This window comes from Dehalobacter restrictus DSM 9455 (assembly GCF_000512895.1).
In the GTDB taxonomy this organism is placed as follows: Bacteria; Bacillota; Desulfitobacteriia; order Desulfitobacteriales; family Syntrophobotulaceae; genus Dehalobacter; species Dehalobacter restrictus.
Genome location: NZ_CP007033.1, coordinates 2049571 through 2071741, shown reverse-complemented (window position 1 = coordinate 2071741; position 22171 = coordinate 2049571). Strand labels below are relative to the sequence as shown.

Below are 22171 nucleotides of genomic sequence, written 5' to 3'. Positions count from 1 at the left end.
TTTTCGTAGTTATTCTGTTATAGCCTTATTATAAGCAGATAGTTTATCTATATCCGTAATAATGTATTTTCCGCTTTTAACATCAATGAGATTCCGTTTTTTTAAGCTAATAGCTATTTTGGATGCTGTTGTCCTATTAATACCCAATATATCACTAAGAAACTGATGAGTGATCTTAATATTTAGACTAACAGTATTGTCACTATTCTTTTCTCCATAATATCTGGCAAGTTGAATTAATGTATTGCATACTCGAGTTTCTGCCTCACCAAAAGTCAGATCCTGAGTCTGGTAATAGAAAGTTACTATTTTTTTAGCCATTGATTCCATCAAAAATTCAACAGCAGTATAATCCGTTTTCAAGATATCGACAAGCGTATTTCTACTTACATATAAGGCCTTGGCATTATCGGATGCTTTATAATAAACAGGATTCAGCACATTCCCAAAAATATTGGTTTCGCCTATTATCGAACCGGGACCAAAGATGAAAAAGATTTTGGAATTACCATTAGAGGAATAGATAAAATTTTCTACTCTGCCTTCTGTTACGATAAGTATGCCTTCCAATAACTGCCCGGGATAATAAATAATTTGATTGCGCTTAAATTTTAGTTCATTTCCCCTTTCAAAAAAAATGCCAGGCACTATTTTATTTCCGAAGATAAAGCAGTTATTTCCTTCCATACTTTTATCCTCCTAAAATAAAGAATCGTTTTCACATAGGTTTAATGCCAAAGACATTGAGGCTGACATCTTTCCGACTCGCTGATTTTGTTGTCTGGTAATATTTAATCATCCGTTTCTAACAAAGCATCATTTGTATGTTAGTGTATCATAGAATGATAAAAGTTAAAATTGAAAGGACTTATTTTTTAATAGATTAAAGAGGTTAAGGCATTAATCAAACTATTTACCAGTGAGATTATGCGTTGGATTTGCGTAGTATTGTGTATGCTGGTACTAATATTATATTATAATATTAAGTAATTCATATTAACGGGAGGTTGTTGCCGTGAATGTAATAGAAATTGAAAATCTTACCAAATACTATGGCAAGTCCAGGGGAATCGTAGATGTCAGTTTCAATGTCGAAGAAGGTGAGATTTTTGGCTTTATTGGGCCAAATGGGGCTGGTAAATCGACTACGATCAGGACTTTACTGTCTTTGATTTATCCTACCAGCGGAAGTGCGACAATCTTTGGCAAGGATTGCATTAAGTTTGCTCCTGAAATTGCCAAGGAAGTAGGCTATCTGCCCTCTGAAGTATTTTATTACGACAAGATGAAGGTGATTGACCTTTTAAAATACGCAGCAAGTTTCTATAAAAAGGATTGCAGTAAAAGAATCAAAGAACTTGCAGAAATAATGGATCTGGATCTGAAAAAAAGAATTGATGACTTATCTTTCGGAAATAAAAAGAAGGTTGGAATCGTCCAGGGCTTGCTGCACGAGCCGAAGCTGATCATTCTGGATGAGCCTACCAGCGGCCTTGATCCGCTAATGCAGCAGAAATTCTTTGATCTGCTGCTTGAAGAAAATAAGAAAGGCGCAACCATTCTTTTGTCCTCTCATGTTTTAAGCGAGGTCCAAAGGCTGTGCAGCCGTGTCGCAATCATCAAAGACGGTAAGATTATCAGGCTGGAGAAGATCAGTGATTTGACGGAACATAATTACAAAAAATTTAAAATTGAAATGAAAGAGGAAATTGGCAAAGACTACTTCGAACTTGGTGGGATAAATAACCTTGAGATTAAAGGCAACAAAGTAAGCTTTTTATTCAAGGGGAATATCAACCTAATGATAAATAAGCTCTCGGATGTGGAAATAACCAATATTTTGATCGAGGAGCCGAGTCTTGAGGAAATCTTTATACACTATTATGAAAAGGAGGCATGAGGATCATGAATATAGTTCTGCATGAGCTGAAGGCATACCGCAAATCGATCATCATTTGGGCATGCTCCATGACTCTTTTGGCGGTGCTGTATATTTTTCTTTTCAAAGGACTTGGTCATGACATTGAAAATTTTAAAGCTTTTTTGAATAACATGCCGGATGTCATAAAAAAGAGTTTCAACATATTCATTGACAGCATTTCTACGCTTGAAGGCTTTTACTCTTTTGTCTTCTCATTTGTTGTATTATGTGGAGCAATTCAGGCAATGAATCTTGGAACGGCCATCGTTTCAAAAGAGATGAGAGATAGAACCGCAGATTTTTTAATGACAAAACCTGTAAGCCGTAGTTACATTATGACGTCCAAACTGATAGCAGCATTTTCTGCTTTGGTGATGACAAATATCATTTATCTGGGGCTGACGGTTTCGGCTGCCGTCGCTTTAGTTGGCACGTTTAATCTAAAAGTGTTCTTTATGATTTCTGTTACGATGTTCTTTGTTCAATTGATATTCATGGCCCTGGGGGTTTTAATTTCAGTTATGGCAGGAAGAATAAAGTCGGTGATTTCAGTATCCCTGAGTACTGTTTTCGGGTTTTACATCTTAGGTTCTCTTGGATCGTTTCTTGGTGAAGAAAAAGTCAGGTATTTTTCCCCGTTCAGGTATTTTGATACGGCATATATTATCAAACATGCCGCCTATGAAGTATCTTTCGTTGTCATTGGCATTGTTTTTATTATTGCCGCAATTGCAGGAAGCTACCTGGTCTATCTAAAAAAAGACATCCATGTAGCTTAGGAGGGATAACGGATGAATATTTTTTTAAGAGAATTAAAGGCTCATCGAAGATCACTTATTATTTGGAGCATTGCTATCTTTTTGATGATCGTTTCCTCAGTCGGCAAATTTACCGCTTATGCTGAAACAGGCCAGTCAATGAATGCATTGTTGTCACAAATCCCGAGTTCGATTAAAGCAGTATTGGGGATGGGTGATTTTGACCTGACAAAAGTCAGCGGATTTTATGGGATGTTGTATTTGTATCTTCTTTTATTGGCGACCGTCCATGCTTCCTTACTTGGCGCCAACATCATTTCAAAGGAAGAGCAGGATAAGACGACGGAATTTTTGCTGGTGAAGCCTGTCTCAAGACAGAAAGTAATAACGGCAAAACTTCTTGCTTCACTTTGTAATATTATCGTATTCAACCTTGTAACCCTGATTTTTTCAGTTGTCCTTATGGGGAAGTACGCCAAAGGAGAGAATTTAACGGGTGAGATAAGTATCTTGATGGTTGGAATGTTTATTTTACAGCTGATGTTCTTGTTAATCGGTACAGCGACAGCAGCTGTAAGCAGGCATCCAAGGTCTGCTGCTTCAGTCGCTACGGCAATTCTATTGGTTACATTCATCATTTCGTCTGCCATTAATATGAACAGCAGCCTTGATCGTTTAAAGTATATTACGCCTTTTGAGTATTTCAAGGCTGAAAGGCTATTGAATGGAGGAGGGTTTGAACCGGTATTTCTGATCCTTTCGTTCGTGATCATTGCTGTGCTGGTTTTTGTAACTTATGTAGCTTATCAAAAGAGAGATTTGAATGTTTAGCAATAAAAACCAAGCTTATGATTACCTTTTATAGGAAAAGGTCTTAGAACATTTTCATGAACTTAGGACAGCAGCTCTCCGAATGGCAATGATGCGTGCTTTACTTGCTATATAATAGTTTTTAGGCTGCCTTGAATATTCAAGGTGGTCTTTTTTTGCTATTTTTCTTTTCATTAAGAAATGTTTTCAACAATAGTTTAGCAAATGTGTTCCTAGACACAGAGACAATAATTTAGGATAGCCTACAATAAAAAATGGATTAATAATTCCATATTAAGGGAGGAGAGACTACATGGCGCACAATGTAAGCAGGAGATCCTTTTTCAAAACATCGCTCATGGGTGCCGTAGCTGTTGCAGTTGCATCCGCTGCAGCGGCGAAAGAAACTTTTAGCCCATTAACAGCTGAAGCGGCAGAGATCGTAGCTCCAATCAAAGAGACCTCGGAATTTCCTTACACCGTGGATGCAAAATACCAACGTTTGCCCGGAAACAAGCTCTTATACCAAAGGGTCTTTGATCCGGAAGAAAACAAATCCCCACTTAAATTTAAGCACGATGATGTTTCTAAAATCACAGGAAAAAAAGACACCGGGAAAGAACTTCCCAGAATTAACGCTGAGACGCTAGGAATTAAAGGACGCGATGCAACCCTTACTGAAACGGGAGGTATCTTTTTCTCCCATCATGACGGTACGGTTTTACCACTGCGCAAGGATGAGTTGGGATGGCGTGAACTGGAGGTAGCATTGGATGTGGCAGCCTGGTCAGTAGAATATAAATTCAATGGATTTACAGCACCTGGGAGTGGCCCCGGCGGCGTCATTGCACATTATCCATTTAATCCCGTAACCAATGAATCTGGGACAGAACCGGTGGTTATCCAGGGCATGTATTCTTGGGACAATTCCAAAGTTGTGGAGAGACGTGGTCAAGGTCGGCAATGGAAATTCGATTCAGGTGAAGAGGCCAGTAGAATTGTGAAAAAAGCGGCCCGCTTCCTGGGGGCAGATCTGGTCGGCATTGCGCCCTATGATGATCGCTGGACCTATTCAACCTGGTCCCGGCCAAACCTTAAACCTTTCAAATTACCGGATGGAAGTGGAAGAACTGAATATTTTCCGACGGATCCTTATAAATTTATGAAAGGGGAAGTAGAGACTTTCGGGCAAACCATTGTTGAGGCGGACTGGAAAAAATATGCCGGTTTTAAGCCGAAATCAGTCATTGCGATGGTTTTCGAGATGGATTACGAAGCATACCGCACGGCCCCGTCAATCCTTCACAGCGCCGCGCCGGGTAAATCTTACTCGAACATGGGAGAAGTGGCCTTCAAAGTGGCAAACTTCTTAAGAGAGATTGGGTACTATGCAATCCCGTCGGGAAATGATACCGGAATGAGTATTCCAATTGCAATTCAAGCCGGTCTGGGAGAGGCAGGAAGAACCGGACAGCTAATCACCCAAAAATACGGGCCCCGGCTGCGTATTGCTAAGGTCTACACAGATTTGGAACTCGTCCCTGATAAGCCAAGAAGTTTCGGTGTGCGTGAGTTCTGCCGCTTGTGCATGAAATGCGCGGATGCTTGTCCGTCACAGGCCATCTCTCACGAGAAAGAAGCACGGGTTTTGCAGCCTGAGGATTGTGGTCCGTCGGAAAATCCTTACACGGAAAAATGGCATGTCGACTCTCATCGCTGTCTCTCTTTCTTTGCCTATAACGGTGGAGATTGCGGAAACTGTATCTCGGTCTGTTCTTGGAATAAAATCGATCAATGGCAGCACGATGTGGCGAGAATTGCTACCCAAATTCCTTTGGTTCAAGATGCAGCCCGTAAGTTTGACGAGTGGTTTGGCTACAATGGCCCGGTAAATCCTGAAGAACGGATTGAGTCCGGCTATGTCGCGAATATGGTCAAAGACTTCTGGAAGGATACAGAACCAACAAAATAAAGGAGGGAAACTAAAATGAAAATTGCGAATGACTTTGTTTGGATGTTTTTCGGTATGTTAATGCTCTTTATTCAATTTGGTATTTGGCAGTATTCAAAAAGCAAAGCAAAAAATACGATTCCAATACAGCTTTGTGGTTTTCTTACGAACTTCTTATTTATATTTACTTTAGCATGGGCGTACGCCAGCCTTCTTGAGCATGAATACCAGGCTGTCTCTATGGGGTTTGTCTTTTTTGGAGGTGCAACGCTCATTCCGGGTATTATTACGTATAGACTATTAAACCGTTCAGAAAAGAAGAGCAAAAATAATTCTGCAACCACCTCAGTCTAGATAAATGAAGGAATAAGATGCTTTTAAAATACGCCAGCCACTTATCCGTTTGGCATAGTGGCTTGCGTACTTTATTACGTCTATTATATTCATTCTCAAAAACAGCGAAGGATGAAAAAAGATGGCTAGTAAAAAGAGAGACCTGGAGTCCTGCTATCTGATCGTACTATTCATAACTGCAATCGCAGCGATCTTTTACGGTATCTTTTGGACGAGTAAAACCATTGATTACGAGGCGGTTATTCAGCAGAACATTCCCGGTGCCACATCTATTGAGAAAATGATCGGGGCCCAACGTGCTTATCAAGTTGATGCTGCAGGAAAGAAATATTATGCCGTCTGTGACTCCGCAGTAGGCTATCAATCCCGCATTGAAGCTATGACCATTATCAACCAAGAAGGTTTGGTGGAAAAAGTAATTGTCACCCAGCAGGGAGAGACCCCCATCTTCTTTACAAGACTCTATACCGGAAAACTGTTTGATCAATTTAAAAACCTTTCCGTCAAAGAACCCATTTATTTAGGAGGGGCCTCAGGCTATTCCGGTTATCTGAATGAAAAACAAACCCATAACTACATTGATAGAGTAACCGGTTCTACCGTATCGTCTCATGCTGTAGCTGAGGCCGTCAATAAAGGAACTGCCTATATCGCATCCAAATTCTTCAATACGCGCTGGAGCAATCCCTATGACAGTTATCAATTTAACCGGCAGGATTTGGCAATGATGGTGATCTATATCATCGCGCTCGCTGCAGCCTTCATCAAGAAACTCGTGCGATTGCGGATTTGGATACTTTTAGCAAGTTTCGGGGTTATGGGGTTTTTCGTAAAAGAATTCGTAGCAGCCAGCAACTTATTCTCACTAATAACACTGCAAATACCGGGCTTGACCAATATAGGATGGTATGTGCTTATTTTCGGAACATTGGGCTTTATAGTCCTCCTAGGCAAGAACATTTACTGTGCGTGGATTTGCCCTTTTGGAGCAGCCCAAGAGGTTATCAACAAAGCAGCAGGTTTTAAATCCTTGGGGATTTCCCCGCAAGTCACCAAGAAACTAAAGCTGGCTGCGCCGACCAGCCTATGGGCGGCCATCCTGCTTGGAACCTTCCTAGGGGACTATGGAACATTGGATTATCAGCCGTTTAGTGCATTCTTCCTGTTTAAAGCTGTATGGGTCATGTGGTTAATGCTGCCGGTATTTATTTTCATCAGTCTGTTTATCAGCCGGTTTTATTGTCAATTCTTCTGTCCAGTCGGCTTTATACTCAACTTACTCAATCGCTGGCGGAATAACGGGGTGAGCGTATGGAAACAAATGTGGAACAAAATAGGGAACCAAAAATGGAACCGAATAGGGAACCAAAGGTAGAACCAAGGATTGAACCAAGAGAAAAGCAACAAAGCCTGAAAATAAAGAATCTGCTATTTATTGCCTTAATACTGATACTGGGAGCAGCTCACATCATCGTAATGCTTCAATCAGTAGGCATTATCCGGGCAGACCGTTAAAAATTTCCGGAAGGGGAGGAGGTTTCAAGTGGCAGTCAACATAGAGCTTAGAGACGGAATGAAACAATTTGAACTTGGAAAATACAAAGGATTAAACGTCGATCGTTTTGATGTCTCCGTCAAAGAAGAAGAACTTAACGAAGCGCTTAATTATGTTAAGAAATCTTTGGACGAGATCCAGGTCGAAAAAAATGAACCGATCGAAACCGGAGACTATGTCATCGTAAATTTTGAAGGGACGGAGAATGGCAAGACAGTCCCGAAGTTTAGAGAGAGAAGCTTTAAGTTCAGATTGGGTGACGAAAACGTTTTACAGGAATTCTCCGCCAACCTGCTTGGTAAGAAAATGGGCGAGACAGTGATATTTGAAACCTCGATACAACCTGTCTTACTGGAATACCAAGCCTTATGGGGGCAGCTTATCACCTTTTCCGTCGAGATTGTAAAAGTATATTGTATAAAAGAGCCGGAATTGACAGATGATATGATCCGGAAAATTGAACCGCGAGTAAAAACGCTGCAGGAATTAAAAGAATTCTTAGCAGCAGAGATCAACCAAGAGAAAAAGGCAATAGCACGCGCAGCCAACATCGAAAAAGTATTTCAGGCTCTGGCCGATCAAAGCAAATATGAATTTGATGAAGAGACCTTAAAGCAAGCGGCAGAGAATTTGTACCGAAAATTTGCCGAGGAGCTTAAGGCCGTCCACGACATGGAACTCATTCATTACTTGATGCAAAGGAAGATAACGGCTGATGAGCTGCTGGCTGAATGTAAAGAAGAGGCTGCGAAAATAATTCTTGGCGAGAAAATTTTGGATGCAGTGATTCAAGCAGAAGGGATTCAGCTGACTGACGAAGAAATGAAGCAGGCAAAAGAACAGTTGAAGAAAAGGAAAAGTCAGCAAGACAATCAAGCAGCGGATTTGGCTGGAGAGCTAAAGATGTTGGAGACCCAACAGCTGCGAAGAACTGCCATGGATTTCTTGCTGGAGGCGAATTTGGCAAAAGGATAGTGTCAATACATTAGGAGAGGCAGCTTAAAGCTGCTTCTTGTCTTTTGATCGTATTCAACATTTTCTATATTTGTATACTGGATAACATACAGAATTCTTATTCTATGTTAATATTGATTCGGGGAATAAGATTTTTATCTAAATCACAGTTAATAGTTTAATCATTTATAAAAGGAGTATAATAATTTAAATTTATTGTCTGAATTTAAGGATGTTACATTTGCGGGAGAATAAAAGTATGGAAAAAATAGCAAATAATTATGGGGCCTTGCCGAATCATTTTTATCCGATTAAGAAGCTGCAAAATTATATTCACATGGGCGTTGTCCGTGAATATCGTAAAGGCGATTCCATTGTATTGCCCGGAGAGTTAATAGATAGAATCATCTATGTGCTTTCCGGGAAACTAAGTATAAGTTTTCTTAATGAAGACGGACGGAAAAAAATAATGTTCTATGCGGATCCGTATACCTTTTCCGACAGATTATTCCCGGTTGATCCCTGCTCTGTTCATGTTGTCTCGGTAGAAAAAAGTACAGTATGTTTTTTCTCCAAAGAACAACTTTCAGAGATCTTCCAGATGGATAAAGAAATGATTCTTGAATTCATTACATCCTATTCGTCGAAATGTAGTTATTTTATGCGGGAAACTCATGAGATGGCCGTTTATAGCCCATCAGCCCGGGTCTTGCGCTTGCTTTATGATCTTTGCATTAATCAGGGGAAATTAGTTGATGGTGTTTATCAAATTGACGTAAAATTATCTCAAAAGTCTATCTCAGAAATGACAGGTATTCACTATGTGACTGTCTGCAAACTATTCGGATATCTAAGAAAAGCAAATATTCTGCATAAAACGACAAATAAGATTACAGTCTTTGACTTGCAAGGGCTTAAAAACTTAATTGAATGATTGGATGAAAATAAAATAATGCCGTAATAGTTGAAACAATAGAGCTCATATGCATCGTCTCAGGACTTTGATTTGTTATTAAGAGAAAGCAGTATAAATTCTCAATCGCTTTCTCTTTTTTACATAAATATTCCTTAAAAAAGATTATTTACTGATGGAACATATAATGGAAAAATGAGTATTGAAGTAGCTGCAAGAGCAGAGGCAGTTAATTTCTGTGATATTGAAGTGAAGTTAGAAATAATATCAAAATAAAAACCGTTTTAATAGATCATGAAGAAACGCCAGGAATCCGACGTTTCTTCATGATCTATTTGGCTTAAAATCAAATATGTATTTGCATATCTTACGTTATCGGGAGCTTCCACGGTGGTAATGACATGTGAATAATAACACAGAAGATTTCAATATGATGCTATATATTGTTAGCGAATGGCCTATGAGATGAAAAACCATATGCCAAATAAAAAATAAAGGGGAATATGGATAATGAAACTTAACTATCTGTCTAATATGACAACAAAGCAAGTTAGGAATTTAGAAGAAAAGACGAACATTGCTCTATTTCCAATGGGACCATGCGAAGTTCATGGGACACATCTGCCAATGAAGGTCGATGTAACGAGTGCTAACGAAATGACTGAACGAGCTGCCAAAAAATTGAAAGACAAAGGTATTGAAACATTAATAGCTCCCACACTTCATTATACTTTAGCTGATATTGCAAACTCATTTGATGGCAATATCACTCTGAAATTTGAAACTGTTGCTAAGGAACCACTGATTAATAACGTTTTTTATCATCCCAATAAATAATAAAGTGGGATAATCCCAAGTTAGCGGCCCTATCGCCGCCGATTTCAGCTGCCTTTTCCGAGTAATTCTCGAAAAAAGGCGTACTTATCCCCGGATTACGCGCATTGGCTTCGCCAGCCGCCGCTTCGGGCGCACATCAGCAGGTTTGCGCTGGCGGCCAGCATATACAGTCTATTCAGATTCTTGGCAATTCCTCTATAACAAACCTTTTTGAAGCCAAATATGTTCTTAATGATATGAAAGGCGTGCTCCACTTTGGCTCGGACAGACGCTTTCCGAAACTCTATATGGCAATAAAAATCCCGTGCAGGGCCATTGTCCATGCTGCGTTTCTTTCCGGGACGCTCAGCGATACGGTAATCAATTTGTGATTTGTGAGGGTCCTCTGTGATTTCCGGTCGTTTATTTAGTCCCAAATATCCGGCGTCACCGTAGAAAACCTCGTCTTCCGGCCTCATTAGCTTTGACGCTTCGGCTATGTCATGCACATTTGCGCCTGTTGCCGCTATACCATGAATATAACCGGTCCCTGCGTCCACACCGATATGGCATTTCATGCCGAAATACCACTGATTACCCTTCTTTGTTTGGTGCATCTCCGGATCGCGGCTACCGCTTGCGTTCTTCGTTGAGGATGGCGCGCTGATCAGTGTGGCGTCAACAATGGTTCCACCTTTCATGATATGTCCGCACTGTTCCAAACAACGGTTGATCGCCTCAAAGAATGCCTTCCCTAAGCCGCTTTCCTCAATCAAATGACGGAATTTGAGCAGGGTGGTCGCATCCGGCGCCTGCTCATGTATGAAGTCTATTCCCATAAATTTTCGCATGGCGTAACTGTCGTAAATGGCATCCTCTACACCTTCGTCAGAAAGGCTAAACCATATCTGCAGCAGATACATTCTCAGCATTTTTTCAATCCCGAGCGGTGGACGACCGCGCTTACCGTCAAAATAGTGCGGCTGTATAAGCGCCACCCATTCGTCCCAGGGGATGATCTCGTTCATTATTTCAAGAAATTCTTCTCGTTTCGTTTTCTTCCGTCGGTTTGAGTATTCTATATCCGAAAAGGTTTGTTGCCCCATTTTTACCACCTGTTACTGTTTTCTTTAATTTTACCATTTTTTTGTCCGGGGGGCGATTTAATCAGTGTTTCCCTAATATTGTAGAAGACGTTTGTCTTGGTTTAGCCAAATGGGGATTTGATAAAATAGTCATTATATGCGCTCATGGCGAGCCCAAAAATAACGAAGCGATCAAAGAAGGAATCAAAAGAGCTTCAGTGAAAAAAGATGGATTAAAGGTTAAGGTATCCGCGTGGTTTCATCATGGACTGCCTAGAATGAGTTCAGTATGCAAGGGAGAACATCCGGAATGGGATTTTCATGCCGGAGAATGGGAAACAGGTTTAATCTTACTTAGACATCCCGAATTAGTGGATCAGGAAGAATTAATTAAGCTAAAACCTAATTATGAGGCAGAACATCTCTTTGAGAGAATTTCTGCTGGTAAAAACGACTGGAAAGATGTAGGCGCTCCTTTGGCATATTTAGGCGATCCACAAATCGCTACGAAAGAAACCGGTGACAAGGTATATGATATTTTCTCCGACATTGTAGTTGAAGAGGTACTTGAGCTAATTAAATAAACAGGGGAAAAATTATATAAGCAAAGCTAAGCCTTGACATACATTTATTTGTACATTCAAGGCTTTTTTTGTTGTAGTAAATTTTTTTACCTGATGGTAGCCAATTATATGTGCATAGTAACACAGAACATTTCAAAATTATGTTTTATATTATTAGCGGATGGTGCATGGGATGAAAGTAGTTCTTTTATAAGGGAGGTGAAAAAGCTATGGGTACTGTATTGATTTTTTTGGCTGGGATATTATTTTTAGCCGGAATTTTGTTTATTAAACCGCGTGCCAAAAAGGATGTCATGTGGAAGACCGTGCTTGTTTGGGCTTTATACGTAGTTGGGAGCGCTGTCTTATGGATGGGAGTTTCCTTTGTTTACATTAATGCCACTGTCGGTCACGCCAAGGCAACAAGTACGAGCCATCTTCTTATTTGGAGGAATTGCAGTTGTAATTGCAGTGATTTTAGCGCGCCTGCTAGGATTCATCGGTACTAGAAAATAAAGACAATGAATCAGTATCAGCATGAAAGGAGGAAAAAAGATGGCAGATTCTTTAAAAAGTAAAAATGCTCCAGAAGAAAAACTTCAGGTAAGCCGCCGAGGTTTCTTGAAAACTGGAGCGGCTGCAGCAGCAATAGGTGTTCTTGGCGCGATCAAAGCGCCCTCAAAAGTAGCTGAAGCTGCGGTAAGCAACTACGAATACATCACCCCCAAAAAAGGACAATGGTCTAAATTGAAACCGGAACCGAATTATGGAGGCGCTTCTGTCAGTTACGCAGAGCACAATGACCAATGGCTTGGCACCTCCAAAATTGTAGGGACGGTAAAGAAGTTTAAAGAAAAAGATATGGGATTTGCGTTAGTTGCCCAAGGTCTCTTAGGACCCAAGGCACAGGCGGGGTTCTATACGATCGGTATTAGACACCCGCTGAGTGATGCGCTCGGTTGGGCTATTTCCCCCATATTCGGAGAAAACATCGTTGATGGTCAGCCCAAACCGGAGAAACTTCCGATACCTGATCCCGAGCAAATGTCCATGCATATTAAAGATGTTGCTTACTATCTGAGAGCTGATGAAGTCGGAATCGGGAAGATGCCTGAATACGGTTATTACTCTGATAAAATGAATCCCCCGATGATGGGAATTATCGGCGGTATGGTGCCAAGGGGGACGCCCCTTCAAGATGTACCCTTTACGGAGAAGATGCCCTATGTCATCGTTGTTGCGGTTGAGCAGCATTTAGAGACTTACTTGGCCTCAACCGGATATGACGGAATTTCAGATTCCCAATCTTTCCGCTGTTATCATGCGACCGCCAACATTTCTATCATTATGGCTAAATACATCAGAGAGCTTGGATACCATGCCAGAGCACATCATTTTGGCAACTATGGAGCCGTAATGGCGCCCTGTTTAATCGCTGCAGGGATGGGGGAACTTACCCGGACCGGGGATTGTGTTGCCCACCCGCGTATGGGGTTCCGCAATAAAGTGGCAGCCATCACCACGGATTTGCCTTTGGTCCCGGATAAGCCAATTGATTTCGGAATGGCGGATTTCTGCCGTGTGTGCAATAAGTGCGCCGATAATTGTCCTTCCCAAGCTATCACGCATGACAGGGATATGGTAGATTATAACGGCTATTTGCGTTGGAACAGCGATTTCAAAAAGTGCGCACAATTTAGGGCAGGTAATGATCAAGGAGTTAGCTGCGGCGTTTGTATTAAGGTATGTCCATGGAGTTCCAAGGAAAGTTCATGGTTTCACGAGGCCGGAATTTGGATTGGAAGCAAAGGGGAAACTGCTTCAAGCCTCTTAAAAGGTATTGATGATATGTTTGGTTATGGCACAGAGATTGTCGATAAATATAAATGGTGGTTGGAATGGCCGGAACTGTATAAGTTCGAATATTAATCCAACAAGTATAGGTAAAGAATTTCCAGCGTCGCCTTTGTAAGGGTCGCTGGAAATTTTTTGCGTCTTTAACTTTTTTATGGGGTGTTGCAGACTTGAACAGAATACATCGCTCACACGTTATCGCAGCTATAAACAGGAAGCCGCGCTAACATTTCACATTTGAAGAAATTTAAAATCATGTAGTCCGTGTAGTCAATAAAGCCATCAACCAAATGAACCTGGAGCCCCTATTTTCAAAGCCGGGAATTATTCAAAGAAATCAATCCAATCAATGAGAAAATGCCGAGTATGAATGCTGAGTCTTTCCTTTTTCCAAGTCTGTACATATCATATTCCAATAAATGTTTGGAATATTTTTATGTTTCGGGAGAAATAAATTCGGAGAGATGATTAAAAATTGCCGTTTTTGAGATTTGACTACACTAGTACCTTGCAACATCTAAAAGTTGTATAAAATACATAGCTGGCGTATAATATTCTCAAACGAAAGAGGGGGAATATTATATGCCTTCAGTCAAATACATAATAGAACTGACCGAAAGTGACAGAAAAGCATTGACAGACCTCGTAACTAAAGGAATAGCACCAGCAAAATTAATTCTACGAGCGAATATACTTTTGGCGTCTGACAGAAACAGTACCAAACATATGACAGTAGCTGAAATAGCGGAAACTTTTCATACAACACCCACCACTGTACAGACAGTGAAAACAACATACGTGGAAAAGGGATTAGAGCAGACACTCGTAAGGAGAAAACGGAAGATCCCGCCCGTGCCAGCCAAGGTTACAGGAGACGTTGAAGCGCATATAATCGCATTATGTTGCAGCAATCCCCCTAAGGGATATTCACGTTGGACAGTCCGACTCTTGTCAGAGAAGTGTATAGAACTTGGCTATGTCAAGTCTATCTCACCTATGACAATAAGTCGTACACTTAAAAAAACGAACTTAAGCCTCACCTGAAAAAATGCTGGATGATACCACCGGAGCAAAGTTCAGCTTTTGTTGCCGCAATGGAAAACGTGTTAGAGGTATATAGCCGACCTTATAATCAGGATTATCCTGTGATCTGCATGGATGAAAAACCAATTCAATTCTTTGCTGATACACGAAAGGGCTTTAGGTCAAGGCGGAATGCTGCAGGGTATTATGATCATGAATATATCAAAAACGGAAACGGTTGTATCTTTCTGTTTACAGAGCCACTGCAAGGCTGGCGATATGCAGACGCCCAAGAGCACCGAACAAAAATCGATTGGGCGAAGCAAATAGCGTGGCTAGCCGAAGATCAATATCCAGAGGCCAAAAAGATTGTGCTTGTCATGGATAACCTAAATATCCATTCCGTTGCATCATTATATGATGCTTTTGAGCCAAAACGCGCTTTTGAGATTGCAAATCGCCTGGAAATACATTACACACCAAAACACGGAAGCTGGATGAACATTGCTGAGATTGAATTATCCGCTCTTGGGCGGCAGTGCTTGGAAAGCAGACGTATCCCCTCGCTTGAATTATTACGAAAGGAACTTAAGTTCTGGTTTGTAGACCGAACAAGAAACAACGAGGAATTGATTGGCACTTTACTACAGATGACGCCAGGATTAAGCTCAAGCGCCTTTATCCTATTGTTAACTTTTAGCTGTTACAGAGTACTAGTGTAATCAGTTTCAAAACAACCGGATTTTGCAGAAATCTATTTACATCAGGAACGCAAAGAGCCTTGGTGTATCCATGAATTGTTCAAACCAGGGCTTATTGGCATTTTAAATATAAATAAAAAACAAAAAAATAGTCGAAACTAAACCTTTTTATTGACTGCTAACTTAAAATATAAATTAATTATAACTAATTTATATTTTTGCGTTCAAAAATAATTTAAATACCTTGGAGGATGAAGTTATGGGAGAAGTTCTTAGAGGCTGTGTTCTACCAGATACTTTTTATCCGGTCGAAAATCTATGTGATTACCTTGATTTCGGCTCACAGCGCAGTTATCGAAAGGGAGAAGCAGTATTATTGCCCGATGAAGTCTTAGGTAAAATAATATTCGTTCTATCAGGAAGATTAAAAGTTTCAACCATAACCCCAGATGGCAGAGAAAAATTTATTTATTCGGCCGGGCAGTATTGTCTTATGGATAGATTATTTAGTTTTGAAGAAGATCATATCCTAATCATTGCGGTTGAGGACAGCAAGGTATGCTTTTTTACAAAAGAGCAGTTACTGATGGTTTTTAAACAGGATGAAGAACTAATTATTGATGTCCTAAGAAATTTTGCCTCAAAAGTGTATTATTTCTTAAATCAAACCAATGAATTGAATTTATATAGTCCATCAGCAAGAATTTTACGATTGCTTTACGAACTATATAAAAGTAAGGGAAAATATAAAAATAACACTTGGGAAATAAATATCTATTTGCCTAATAAAGGTATATCTGAGATAACCGGGCTTCACTTTGTGACGGTTAGTAAAATATTCGGATATTTGAAGAGACAAAAAATATTAAAGAAAACAAAAACTAAAATTATTATCTATGATGTGGAAAGGCTAAAAAGTTTAATTGATGAGGGAATAACGTACTGATATAGTTATAAAAAACTGCTTGCTCAGTGGGACTGAGTTAAAGCAGTTTTTTTTGCTTCTAACGGATTAGTTGAAATCAGAAGATATTAATTGTTTTTAAAATTTAAAAAATGAAGAGTTCACCGTGCTATTAAAACTAAATTTTAAAATAGTTGTTGAAACTAAAAAAATATAAATTGGATTTGTATACAATTTTGAGTAGAAAGGAGGTGAAATATAATGAGTATTTTTTTAATTTTCTTGGCGGGAATTCTATTTTTAGCTGGAATTTTATTTATCAATCCACTTATCAAGGGGGTTATGTGGAAAAGAGTACTAATTTGGGCGCTATACGTAGTCGGGAACGCTGTACTTTGGATGGGAGTATCCTTCATCTACATTAATGCCAGCGTCGGTCACGCCAAGGCAACAAGTACAGCCATATTCTTATTTGGCGGAATAGCGATAGTTATCGCTATCATCTTAGCTCGTTTATTAGGATTTATCGGTTCAAAGAAACTGAATAAGACAGATGAATCTGTTCAAGCTTGAGAGGTGGGATAGTATGTTTGGCTCTGATAAACGGAATGGTAAATCAGAAAAAAAATTTGAAGTTACTCGTCGAGGTTTTTTAAAAACAGGAGCAGCTGCGGCTGCCATGGGCGTTCTTGGAGCAATTCAGGCTCCCTCCAAGATAGCTGATGCAGCTGTAAGCAACTATGGATACATTCCCGGGAAAAAAGGTCTATGGTCCAAGCTGAGGCCCGAACCGAATTATGGGGGTGCTTCGGTCAGTTATGCTGAGCATAATGATCAATGGCTTGGGACAAGTCAAATTGTTGGAACTGTAAAACAGACCAGTGAAAAAAATATGGGATTTGCGCAGGCTGCCCAAGGAAATTTTGGCCCTAAATCACAAGCGGGGCTATTTACACTCGGGCCAAGGTATCCGATTAATGCGGGTATTGGTCCTGCTATGGCTCAAATTTCCGGTGAACCAATTGTTGACGGCGCCCCGAGTCCTGAAAAACTTCCTATTCCTGATCCGGAACAAATGTCCATGCATATTAAAGATTTAGCGTACTACCTGAGGGCGGATGAGGTCGGAATTGGAAAAATGCCGGAATTAGCTTATTACTCGAATAAAATGAATCCTCCGCTTATAGCGATTGTTGCCGGTGCGGTTCCCAAAGGAGTTCCAATTACAGAGACTCCTTTCAATGAACGGATGCCTTATGTCATTATGGTTGCAGTAGAGCAGCACTTGGAAACCTATATGGCATCAACCGGGTATGATGGCATTGCTAATACCCAATCATTTCGGTGTTATCATGCAACAGCCAATATTTCAGTGATTATTGCCGGATACATCAGGGCACTTGGTTATCATGCCAGGGCACATCATTTTGGTAACTATGGAGCAGTTATGGCACCTGCTTTAATCTCGGCTGGTATGGGTGAACTTACTCGAACAGGAGACTGTGTAGCCCATCCGCGTATAGGATTTCGCAGCAAAGTAGCAGCTATCACCACGGATTTGCCTTTGGTTCCGGATAAACCCATTGACTTTGGAATGTTGGATTTTTGCAGAGTATGCAGAAAGTGCGCGGACAATTGTCCTGCCCAAGCAATTTCTTTTGATAAGGATCCTGTAGAATATAACGGATATATACGATGGAACAGTGATTTTAAGAAATGTACGGGATTTAGAACCGGCAACGATGCTGGAAACTGCTGTGGCCGTTGTATTAAAACATGTCCATGGAATTCTAAGGAAAGTTCCTGGTTTCATGAAGCCGGCATTTGGATCGGCAGCAAAGGGGAGACTAGTGCCAAACTTCTTAAAGGCATAGACGATATGTTTGGTTACGGGACTGAAGAGATCGAAAAATACAAATGGTGGCTGGAATGGCCGGAGATGTATAAATTTAAGTATTAATCCAAATGTAAGAAAATTTTTAGCGGTGCTGTTAAGGCATCGCTAAAAATTATGTTCAAAAACCAAAGGGAATTCGACAAGTTCTCATTTTGTAACTTAAACTACAAGGGCATCTTATTAGTCTGTGTTAAAATGTAAATCCTAGGTTATGATAAAAATATCCTTTATCGGCACTGAGTTATAAAACAGAATTCAACAGTGTTTAGAAAGGAGATTGAAATGAAAGACAAATATTTTCCTATCTTATCGAATGATGAAATAAATGTAAGGACGTATTTCGAAAAAAATGGCGATTTGCGTTTTCTAAAGAAAGGTGAAACGCTCTCGAATCCCGAAACTCCGATTGAGGGTATTCACTATATCATTAAAGGGAATGTAGATGTTTTTTTCATGTCTTCCGATGGACGAAAAAAAACTATAGGAATAGAAATACCGGGGTGCCTTTTGGGAGATGTCGGAACTTTTGAAGAGGAATTGCAACCGGTTTATTATAAAGCTCTTACTCAGCTCGAAACTTGTTTTATTAGCAAATCTGACGTTAAAATCTTATTAGATAATTATCCATGTATCAGAGACTATATTTTACGCTCCCTCAGTAGCAAAGTTATGATGTTGGTTGGACAATTGAGTCAATCTTGTTTTAGTAATGCAGAAACCAAGGTTGGCAAATTACTACTGCAGTTCGCGTACTATTTCGGCATAAATAGCAACCAAAATGAGCTTCGGTTAATTCACTTTCCTATTAGCCAACAATTTGTTAGTGATTTAGCAGGTATCAATAGGGTAACCGTCGCAAAAATCTTAGCAAATTTTAAAGAAGAAGGTTTAATTGAAAGAGTAGAAGGAATGTACTCGATAAATATAGATAGAATGGAAAAGTTAATTGAATTGTTCGAATTAAATTAAAATTTAAAAAAATAAGCACCTTGTAGTTTACACTATAAGGTGCTTATTTTTTTCTATGCTAATCTAATAACGGAAAGATAATTAAAATTCGGTTTGGAAAGGAGAGCTAGGTTATGACGCAGGAGAATGAAAATTGTGAAAAAGCTCAGAACAATGAAGCACCAGAAATTGGTTCCAAAGGAGTAAGCAGACGTGGGTTCTTAAGATCGATGGGATTGGGGGTCGGAGTAGCAGGTGCCGCTGCCTTGCTGGGCACCGAAGTGCCTGGAGATTCCGGAAAGGCTTATGGTGTAACAGAACTCGATGATTTCCCGGTAGAGATGAACAGCGAGTACAAACGGTACGATCAAAGAGGTAATGTGTTTTTTCGAGGATACGGCGGAGAAACGGACATATTGCCTATTTTGAACGAATACCTAAATAAAAAAATGGGGGTAATACCCACTACGGGCGGAGAAGGCTTCGGACAGCTTGAATTCGCGTTAAGAGGAGCGGCCTGGTCCGTAGAAGATGATATTAACGATTATCATGCTCCAGGTTTCGCGGGTCTCGGAATGTATAAATGGGACGGTCCTGTCAGCCCGAACAAGTACCAGTTTTCTAGTCCGGACGAGGCCAGCAAAATTCTGAAAAAAGCATCTTTATTTTTAGGCGCGGATAAAGTTGGAATTGCGCCGTATGATGAACGGTGGATTTATTCTTATAGTATTGTCACGCCGTCTGATAGCGGGAGTAAGAATCATAAAGAGTCCGCCTTTACTAACTTGAATTACCAGGAGACAAAATTCCCGTTTACTCCTACAAATGTCCTTGTTTTTGCACTTGAAATGGATTTTGACGCTATTGATGCAGCTCCGGGAATACTCGAACATGCTGCAGTGGGCAATGAATATTCCGAAATGGGTAATATAGCGCATAAAGTGGCTTCTTTCATAAGATTGTGCGGATATAACGCTATCCCCTGCGGCAATGATACCGGCTTAAGTGTCCCTATGGCTATTCATGCCGGCCTAGGAGAATTGAGCAGGATTGGGATTCTCGTTACACCGGAATATGGACCGAGAGTTCGTTTATGTAAGGTTATTACCGATTTACCTATGACACCGGATAAACCGATTACTTTTGGCGTTAAGGAATTTTGTACATCTTGTATGAAGTGTGCGGATCACTGTCCGAAACAAGCAATATCCAAACAGAAAGAACCAAGTTTTGACAAGGCTACGATTTCGACAAGCGCGGGCGTGAAAAGATGGGCCTTAGATTGCGTGAAATGTATCAGCAATTGGGCTGAGCTTGGCAGCGACTGTGCAATATGCATACAAGTATGTCCCTTTAACAAACAAAAAGAATGGCAGCATGATTTGGCAAGGTTAGGAGCAAATACACCTGCGAGATCAGCCCTTAGGTATTTCGACGATTTATTTGGATATGGGAAAACTGATACCGTACAAAAAACGAAGGAATTTTGGAATAAAAAAAGTTAAGGAGAGAGGTACTATGACAATATTTTGGATATTTCTTGGAGCATTAATAGCATCTTCGGTTTGGTTCTTATATTTTAAATTGGATGTAGCTGGTAAAATGTCTATAGCCAGGTGGGTTGGAACAGCGATTTCTGTTTTGTGGGGAAGCTTTACAATAGCATGGATTGTAAGCAGCCTTGCAGAAGGGGAATCTCAAGCTGCAGGTATGGGGTTGTTAATATTCGGTGCAATACTATTCGGCTTAATTTTCCTGACCATAAGATTTGATGTAACAAAATTAAAGAGTTTTAAATCTGACCCGGATAAGACCACTTCAGTAAGAAGCTAAGTAAAGGAAAAACAATGACAGACATCAAACAGAAAAAAAACTTAAAGGTATTGTTTTCTTCATCGCTATCATGGCTTTATTGTTCCCCTTAGGTACAAATTGGATTGTAACAGATGGCGATTTACTTCAGCTGGTGGAAAAAGCACTTCCCGAAGCGCAATCTTTTGAAAAGATTGCGCTTTCCCCCTTAATTTATGAAGGAAAGACAAAAGACCAAAACGGAGCAGAAGAAAAGGTCGGCTATGTAGTAATCGATCAGGCAATTGCGTACGGGGGACCAATAAAAATGGTAACCGGAATCAACCTTAAGGGAAGGATCGTGGGAACAGTTATTGCCGATCATAAAGACACTCCTTCTTTTATGGATGAAGTTATCAGTAAGAAATATCTTGAGAAATTTATAGGGAAGAGCATTACGGAGCCCTTAAGCATTAACCAGGATATTGACCGAATATCGGGTGCGACTTATTCTTCCAGGGGAATTGCCAAAGCCGTTTCTCTTGGCTGTCACGCAGTTGCTAGAACCCAATTCGAATTAAATGTAACTGAAGAGGTCGAGCCTTTCAGATTCGGTTTAAAAGAGGTTTTTGTTATTTCCTTAGTCTTTTTGATGTTGATCGGAGTTTGCTTCAAGCATTCAAAGCTCAGATGGATAACTCTGCTAGGTAGTCTAGTGGTTATTGGGTTTCAGTACAATACGCCGATTTCTCTTGCCAATGTATGTTCACTTTTAATGGGAAACTTCCCATCAGTAAAAACAAATTTAATCTGGTATATACTGATCATCGGAATTCCAATCATCACATTAATCATAGGAAAGAATGTTTACTGTTTTTGGCTTTGTCCTTTTGGTGCACTTCAGGAAATAACAGCAAAAATCGGTGGAGGCAAATTCAAGTGCCCTAACAAAGCGTTTGAAGCAAAAGCCGCTCAAATTAAATATGGATTGGCATATTTTGCGTTATTAGGGGCATTCATCTTAAAGTCTCCAAGTTTCGCCGGTTATGAGCCTTTTGCTGCTTTATTTGCTAGGCAGGGAGTTGGCTTGCAATGGCTTGTTCTGCCTGTAGTATTGTTTACTTCGTTGTTTATCAGCAGATTCTGGTGCAGGTTTTTTTGTCCGGTTATGGTGATAAATGAGGTTATCTTACTAATTAGGAGAAGCATTAGAAAGATACATAGGAAAAAAGGTGATTTTAAAGGGACATTAGTTGAAAGATGAAACAAAAGTATTGAAATGATGTGAGGTAAACATGAAAACCAAATTTACCGCTAAAGATTTAATATTTATTACACTGATTGGGCTGGTCAGCATCTTGATCCTTTTGAAT

22 protein-coding genes and 1 pseudogene are annotated in these 22171 nt (G+C 40.1%); 21 read left to right on the top strand and 2 right to left on the bottom strand.

Going from position 1 to position 22171, the window contains the following annotated elements; all coding sequences use genetic code 11:
* Positions 1–9 precede the first annotated feature (9 nt).
* Entirely contained in the window at positions 10–687 is a 678-nt protein-coding gene (locus tag DEHRE_RS09920; RefSeq protein WP_025205941.1) for a Crp/Fnr family transcriptional regulator, read from the bottom strand.
* A 328-nt stretch (positions 688–1015) separates the two neighbouring features.
* On the opposite strand from DEHRE_RS09920, the gene DEHRE_RS09915 reads away from it, so the two are divergent.
* The 9 genes from DEHRE_RS09915 to DEHRE_RS09875 all read left to right on the top strand — a co-directional run bounded on the left by DEHRE_RS09915 (position 1016) and on the right by DEHRE_RS09875 (position 10053).
* Positions 1016–1900 (top strand): ABC transporter ATP-binding protein, encoded by an 885-nt coding sequence (locus tag DEHRE_RS09915; protein WP_025205940.1) that lies wholly within the window; start codon positions 1016–1018, stop codon positions 1898–1900.
* A gap of 5 nt (positions 1901–1905) precedes the next feature.
* Positions 1906–2700 carry an ABC transporter permease subunit gene (locus tag DEHRE_RS09910; protein WP_025205939.1) on the top strand — a complete coding sequence of 265 codons (795 nt, stop codon included), beginning with the start codon at positions 1906–1908 and terminating at the stop codon, positions 2698–2700.
* Positions 2701–2712: 12 nt separating this feature from the next.
* Positions 2713–3510, top strand: a complete 798-nt coding sequence (locus tag DEHRE_RS09905) for an ABC transporter permease subunit (protein WP_025205938.1) — start codon at positions 2713–2715, stop codon at positions 3508–3510.
* Between the two features lie 292 nt (positions 3511–3802).
* Positions 3803–5461, top strand: coding sequence for a reductive dehalogenase (locus DEHRE_RS09900; protein ID WP_025205937.1), 1659 nt, complete (start codon positions 3803–3805; stop codon positions 5459–5461).
* 15 nt (positions 5462–5476) lie between these two features.
* Positions 5477–5794 carry a tetrachloroethene dehalogenase gene (locus DEHRE_RS09895; RefSeq protein WP_025205936.1) on the top strand — a complete coding sequence of 106 codons (318 nt, stop codon included), beginning with the start codon at positions 5477–5479 and terminating at the stop codon, positions 5792–5794.
* Between the two features lie 121 nt (positions 5795–5915).
* Complete coding sequence (locus DEHRE_RS09890; RefSeq protein ID WP_025205935.1) at positions 5916–7169, top strand: 4Fe-4S binding protein; 1254 nt, start codon at positions 5916–5918, stop codon at positions 7167–7169.
* Positions 7170–7337: 168 nt separating this feature from the next.
* Positions 7338–8324 carry an FKBP-type peptidyl-prolyl cis-trans isomerase gene (locus tag DEHRE_RS09885; protein ID WP_242836939.1) on the top strand — a complete coding sequence of 329 codons (987 nt, stop codon included), beginning with the start codon at positions 7338–7340 and terminating at the stop codon, positions 8322–8324.
* 238 nt (positions 8325–8562) lie between these two features.
* A complete protein-coding gene (locus DEHRE_RS09880; protein WP_025205933.1) occupies positions 8563–9237 on the top strand; it encodes a Crp/Fnr family transcriptional regulator in 675 nt (224 codons plus the stop codon).
* A gap of 489 nt (positions 9238–9726) precedes the next feature.
* A complete protein-coding gene (locus DEHRE_RS09875; RefSeq protein WP_025205932.1) occupies positions 9727–10053 on the top strand; it encodes a creatininase family protein in 327 nt (108 codons plus the stop codon).
* A 95-nt stretch (positions 10054–10148) separates the two neighbouring features.
* On the opposite strand, the gene DEHRE_RS09870 is transcribed toward DEHRE_RS09875, so the two are convergent.
* On the bottom strand, positions 10149–11138 hold the full coding sequence (locus DEHRE_RS09870) for an IS5 family transposase (protein WP_019226936.1): 990 nt from the start codon (positions 11136–11138) through the stop codon (positions 10149–10151).
* Between DEHRE_RS09870 and DEHRE_RS09865 the strand changes: the two genes are divergently transcribed.
* The 12 genes and pseudogenes from DEHRE_RS09865 to DEHRE_RS09810 all read left to right on the top strand — a co-directional run bounded on the left by DEHRE_RS09865 (position 11102) and on the right by DEHRE_RS09810 (position 22062).
* Positions 11102–11701 carry a creatininase family protein gene (locus DEHRE_RS09865; protein WP_242836937.1) on the top strand — a complete coding sequence of 200 codons (600 nt, stop codon included), beginning with the start codon at positions 11102–11104 and terminating at the stop codon, positions 11699–11701. The two genes, DEHRE_RS09870 and DEHRE_RS09865, sit on opposite strands and share 37 nt — an antisense overlap.
* Positions 11702–11910: 209 nt before the next feature.
* Positions 11911–12221 (top strand): annotated as a pseudogene (locus tag DEHRE_RS15335) (dehalogenase).
* 14 nt (positions 12222–12235) lie between these two features.
* Positions 12236–13609, top strand: a complete 1374-nt coding sequence (locus tag DEHRE_RS09855) for a reductive dehalogenase (RefSeq protein ID WP_025206237.1) — start codon at positions 12236–12238, stop codon at positions 13607–13609.
* Positions 13610–14116: 507 nt separating this feature from the next.
* The gene (locus tag DEHRE_RS15640) at positions 14117–14578 is read left to right on the top strand and encodes a helix-turn-helix domain-containing protein (protein ID WP_025205930.1); all 462 of its coding nucleotides are present in this window, start codon (positions 14117–14119) and stop codon (positions 14576–14578) included.
* Between the two features lie 11 nt (positions 14579–14589).
* Positions 14590–15279: an IS630 family transposase gene (locus DEHRE_RS09845; RefSeq protein WP_144284047.1), complete on the top strand. Its 690-nt coding sequence runs from the start codon at positions 14590–14592 to the stop codon at positions 15277–15279.
* Between the two features lie 238 nt (positions 15280–15517).
* Positions 15518–16204: a Crp/Fnr family transcriptional regulator gene (locus DEHRE_RS09840; protein WP_025205929.1), complete on the top strand. Its 687-nt coding sequence runs from the start codon at positions 15518–15520 to the stop codon at positions 16202–16204.
* Positions 16205–16423: 219 nt separating this feature from the next.
* Positions 16424–16735 (top strand): hypothetical protein, encoded by a 312-nt coding sequence (locus DEHRE_RS09835; RefSeq protein ID WP_025205928.1) that lies wholly within the window; start codon positions 16424–16426, stop codon positions 16733–16735.
* A gap of 13 nt (positions 16736–16748) precedes the next feature.
* Positions 16749–18122, top strand: coding sequence for a reductive dehalogenase (locus DEHRE_RS09830; RefSeq protein ID WP_025205927.1), 1374 nt, complete (start codon positions 16749–16751; stop codon positions 18120–18122).
* Between the two features lie 219 nt (positions 18123–18341).
* Positions 18342–19028, top strand: coding sequence for a Crp/Fnr family transcriptional regulator (locus DEHRE_RS09825; protein WP_025205926.1), 687 nt, complete (start codon positions 18342–18344; stop codon positions 19026–19028).
* Positions 19029–19141: 113 nt separating this feature from the next.
* On the top strand, positions 19142–20512 hold the full coding sequence (locus tag DEHRE_RS09820; protein WP_025205925.1) for a reductive dehalogenase: 1371 nt from the start codon (positions 19142–19144) through the stop codon (positions 20510–20512).
* A gap of 13 nt (positions 20513–20525) precedes the next feature.
* Positions 20526–20840: a hypothetical protein gene (locus DEHRE_RS09815; RefSeq protein WP_025205924.1), complete on the top strand. Its 315-nt coding sequence runs from the start codon at positions 20526–20528 to the stop codon at positions 20838–20840.
* A 70-nt stretch (positions 20841–20910) separates the two neighbouring features.
* Complete coding sequence (locus DEHRE_RS09810; protein WP_051408109.1) at positions 20911–22062, top strand: 4Fe-4S binding protein; 1152 nt, start codon at positions 20911–20913, stop codon at positions 22060–22062.
* Positions 22063–22171: the final 109 nt, after the last annotated feature.

What these genes read in the sequence shown, in the direction of transcription:
- DEHRE_RS09920 (WP_025205941.1), bottom strand. Translation starts at nt 687, where the DNA reads ATGGAAGGAAATAACTGCTTTATCTTCGGAAATAAAATAGTGCCTGGC.
- DEHRE_RS09840 (WP_025205929.1), top strand. Translation starts at nt 15,518, where the DNA reads ATGGGAGAAGTTCTTAGAGGCTGTGTTCTACCAGATACTTTTTATCCG.
- DEHRE_RS09875 (WP_025205932.1), top strand. Translation starts at nt 9,727, where the DNA reads ATGAAACTTAACTATCTGTCTAATATGACAACAAAGCAAGTTAGGAAT.
- DEHRE_RS09870 (WP_019226936.1), bottom strand. Translation starts at nt 11,138, where the DNA reads ATGGGGCAACAAACCTTTTCGGATATAGAATACTCAAACCGACGGAAG.
- DEHRE_RS09910 (WP_025205939.1), top strand. Translation starts at nt 1,906, where the DNA reads ATGAATATAGTTCTGCATGAGCTGAAGGCATACCGCAAATCGATCATC.
- DEHRE_RS09825 (WP_025205926.1), top strand. Translation starts at nt 18,342, where the DNA reads ATGAAAGACAAATATTTTCCTATCTTATCGAATGATGAAATAAATGTA.
- DEHRE_RS09905 (WP_025205938.1), top strand. Translation starts at nt 2,713, where the DNA reads ATGAATATTTTTTTAAGAGAATTAAAGGCTCATCGAAGATCACTTATT.
- DEHRE_RS09810 (WP_051408109.1), top strand. Translation starts at nt 20,911, where the DNA reads ATGGCTTTATTGTTCCCCTTAGGTACAAATTGGATTGTAACAGATGGC.
- DEHRE_RS09830 (WP_025205927.1), top strand. Translation starts at nt 16,749, where the DNA reads ATGTTTGGCTCTGATAAACGGAATGGTAAATCAGAAAAAAAATTTGAA.
- DEHRE_RS09855 (WP_025206237.1), top strand. Translation starts at nt 12,236, where the DNA reads ATGGCAGATTCTTTAAAAAGTAAAAATGCTCCAGAAGAAAAACTTCAG.
- DEHRE_RS15640 (WP_025205930.1), top strand. Translation starts at nt 14,117, where the DNA reads ATGCCTTCAGTCAAATACATAATAGAACTGACCGAAAGTGACAGAAAA.
- DEHRE_RS09815 (WP_025205924.1), top strand. Translation starts at nt 20,526, where the DNA reads ATGACAATATTTTGGATATTTCTTGGAGCATTAATAGCATCTTCGGTT.
- DEHRE_RS09900 (WP_025205937.1), top strand. Translation starts at nt 3,803, where the DNA reads ATGGCGCACAATGTAAGCAGGAGATCCTTTTTCAAAACATCGCTCATG.
- DEHRE_RS09845 (WP_144284047.1), top strand. Translation starts at nt 14,590, where the DNA reads ATGATACCACCGGAGCAAAGTTCAGCTTTTGTTGCCGCAATGGAAAAC.
- DEHRE_RS09820 (WP_025205925.1), top strand. Translation starts at nt 19,142, where the DNA reads ATGACGCAGGAGAATGAAAATTGTGAAAAAGCTCAGAACAATGAAGCA.
- DEHRE_RS09835 (WP_025205928.1), top strand. Translation starts at nt 16,424, where the DNA reads ATGAGTATTTTTTTAATTTTCTTGGCGGGAATTCTATTTTTAGCTGGA.
- DEHRE_RS09880 (WP_025205933.1), top strand. Translation starts at nt 8,563, where the DNA reads ATGGAAAAAATAGCAAATAATTATGGGGCCTTGCCGAATCATTTTTAT.
- DEHRE_RS09890 (WP_025205935.1), top strand. Translation starts at nt 5,916, where the DNA reads ATGGCTAGTAAAAAGAGAGACCTGGAGTCCTGCTATCTGATCGTACTA.
- DEHRE_RS09895 (WP_025205936.1), top strand. Translation starts at nt 5,477, where the DNA reads ATGAAAATTGCGAATGACTTTGTTTGGATGTTTTTCGGTATGTTAATG.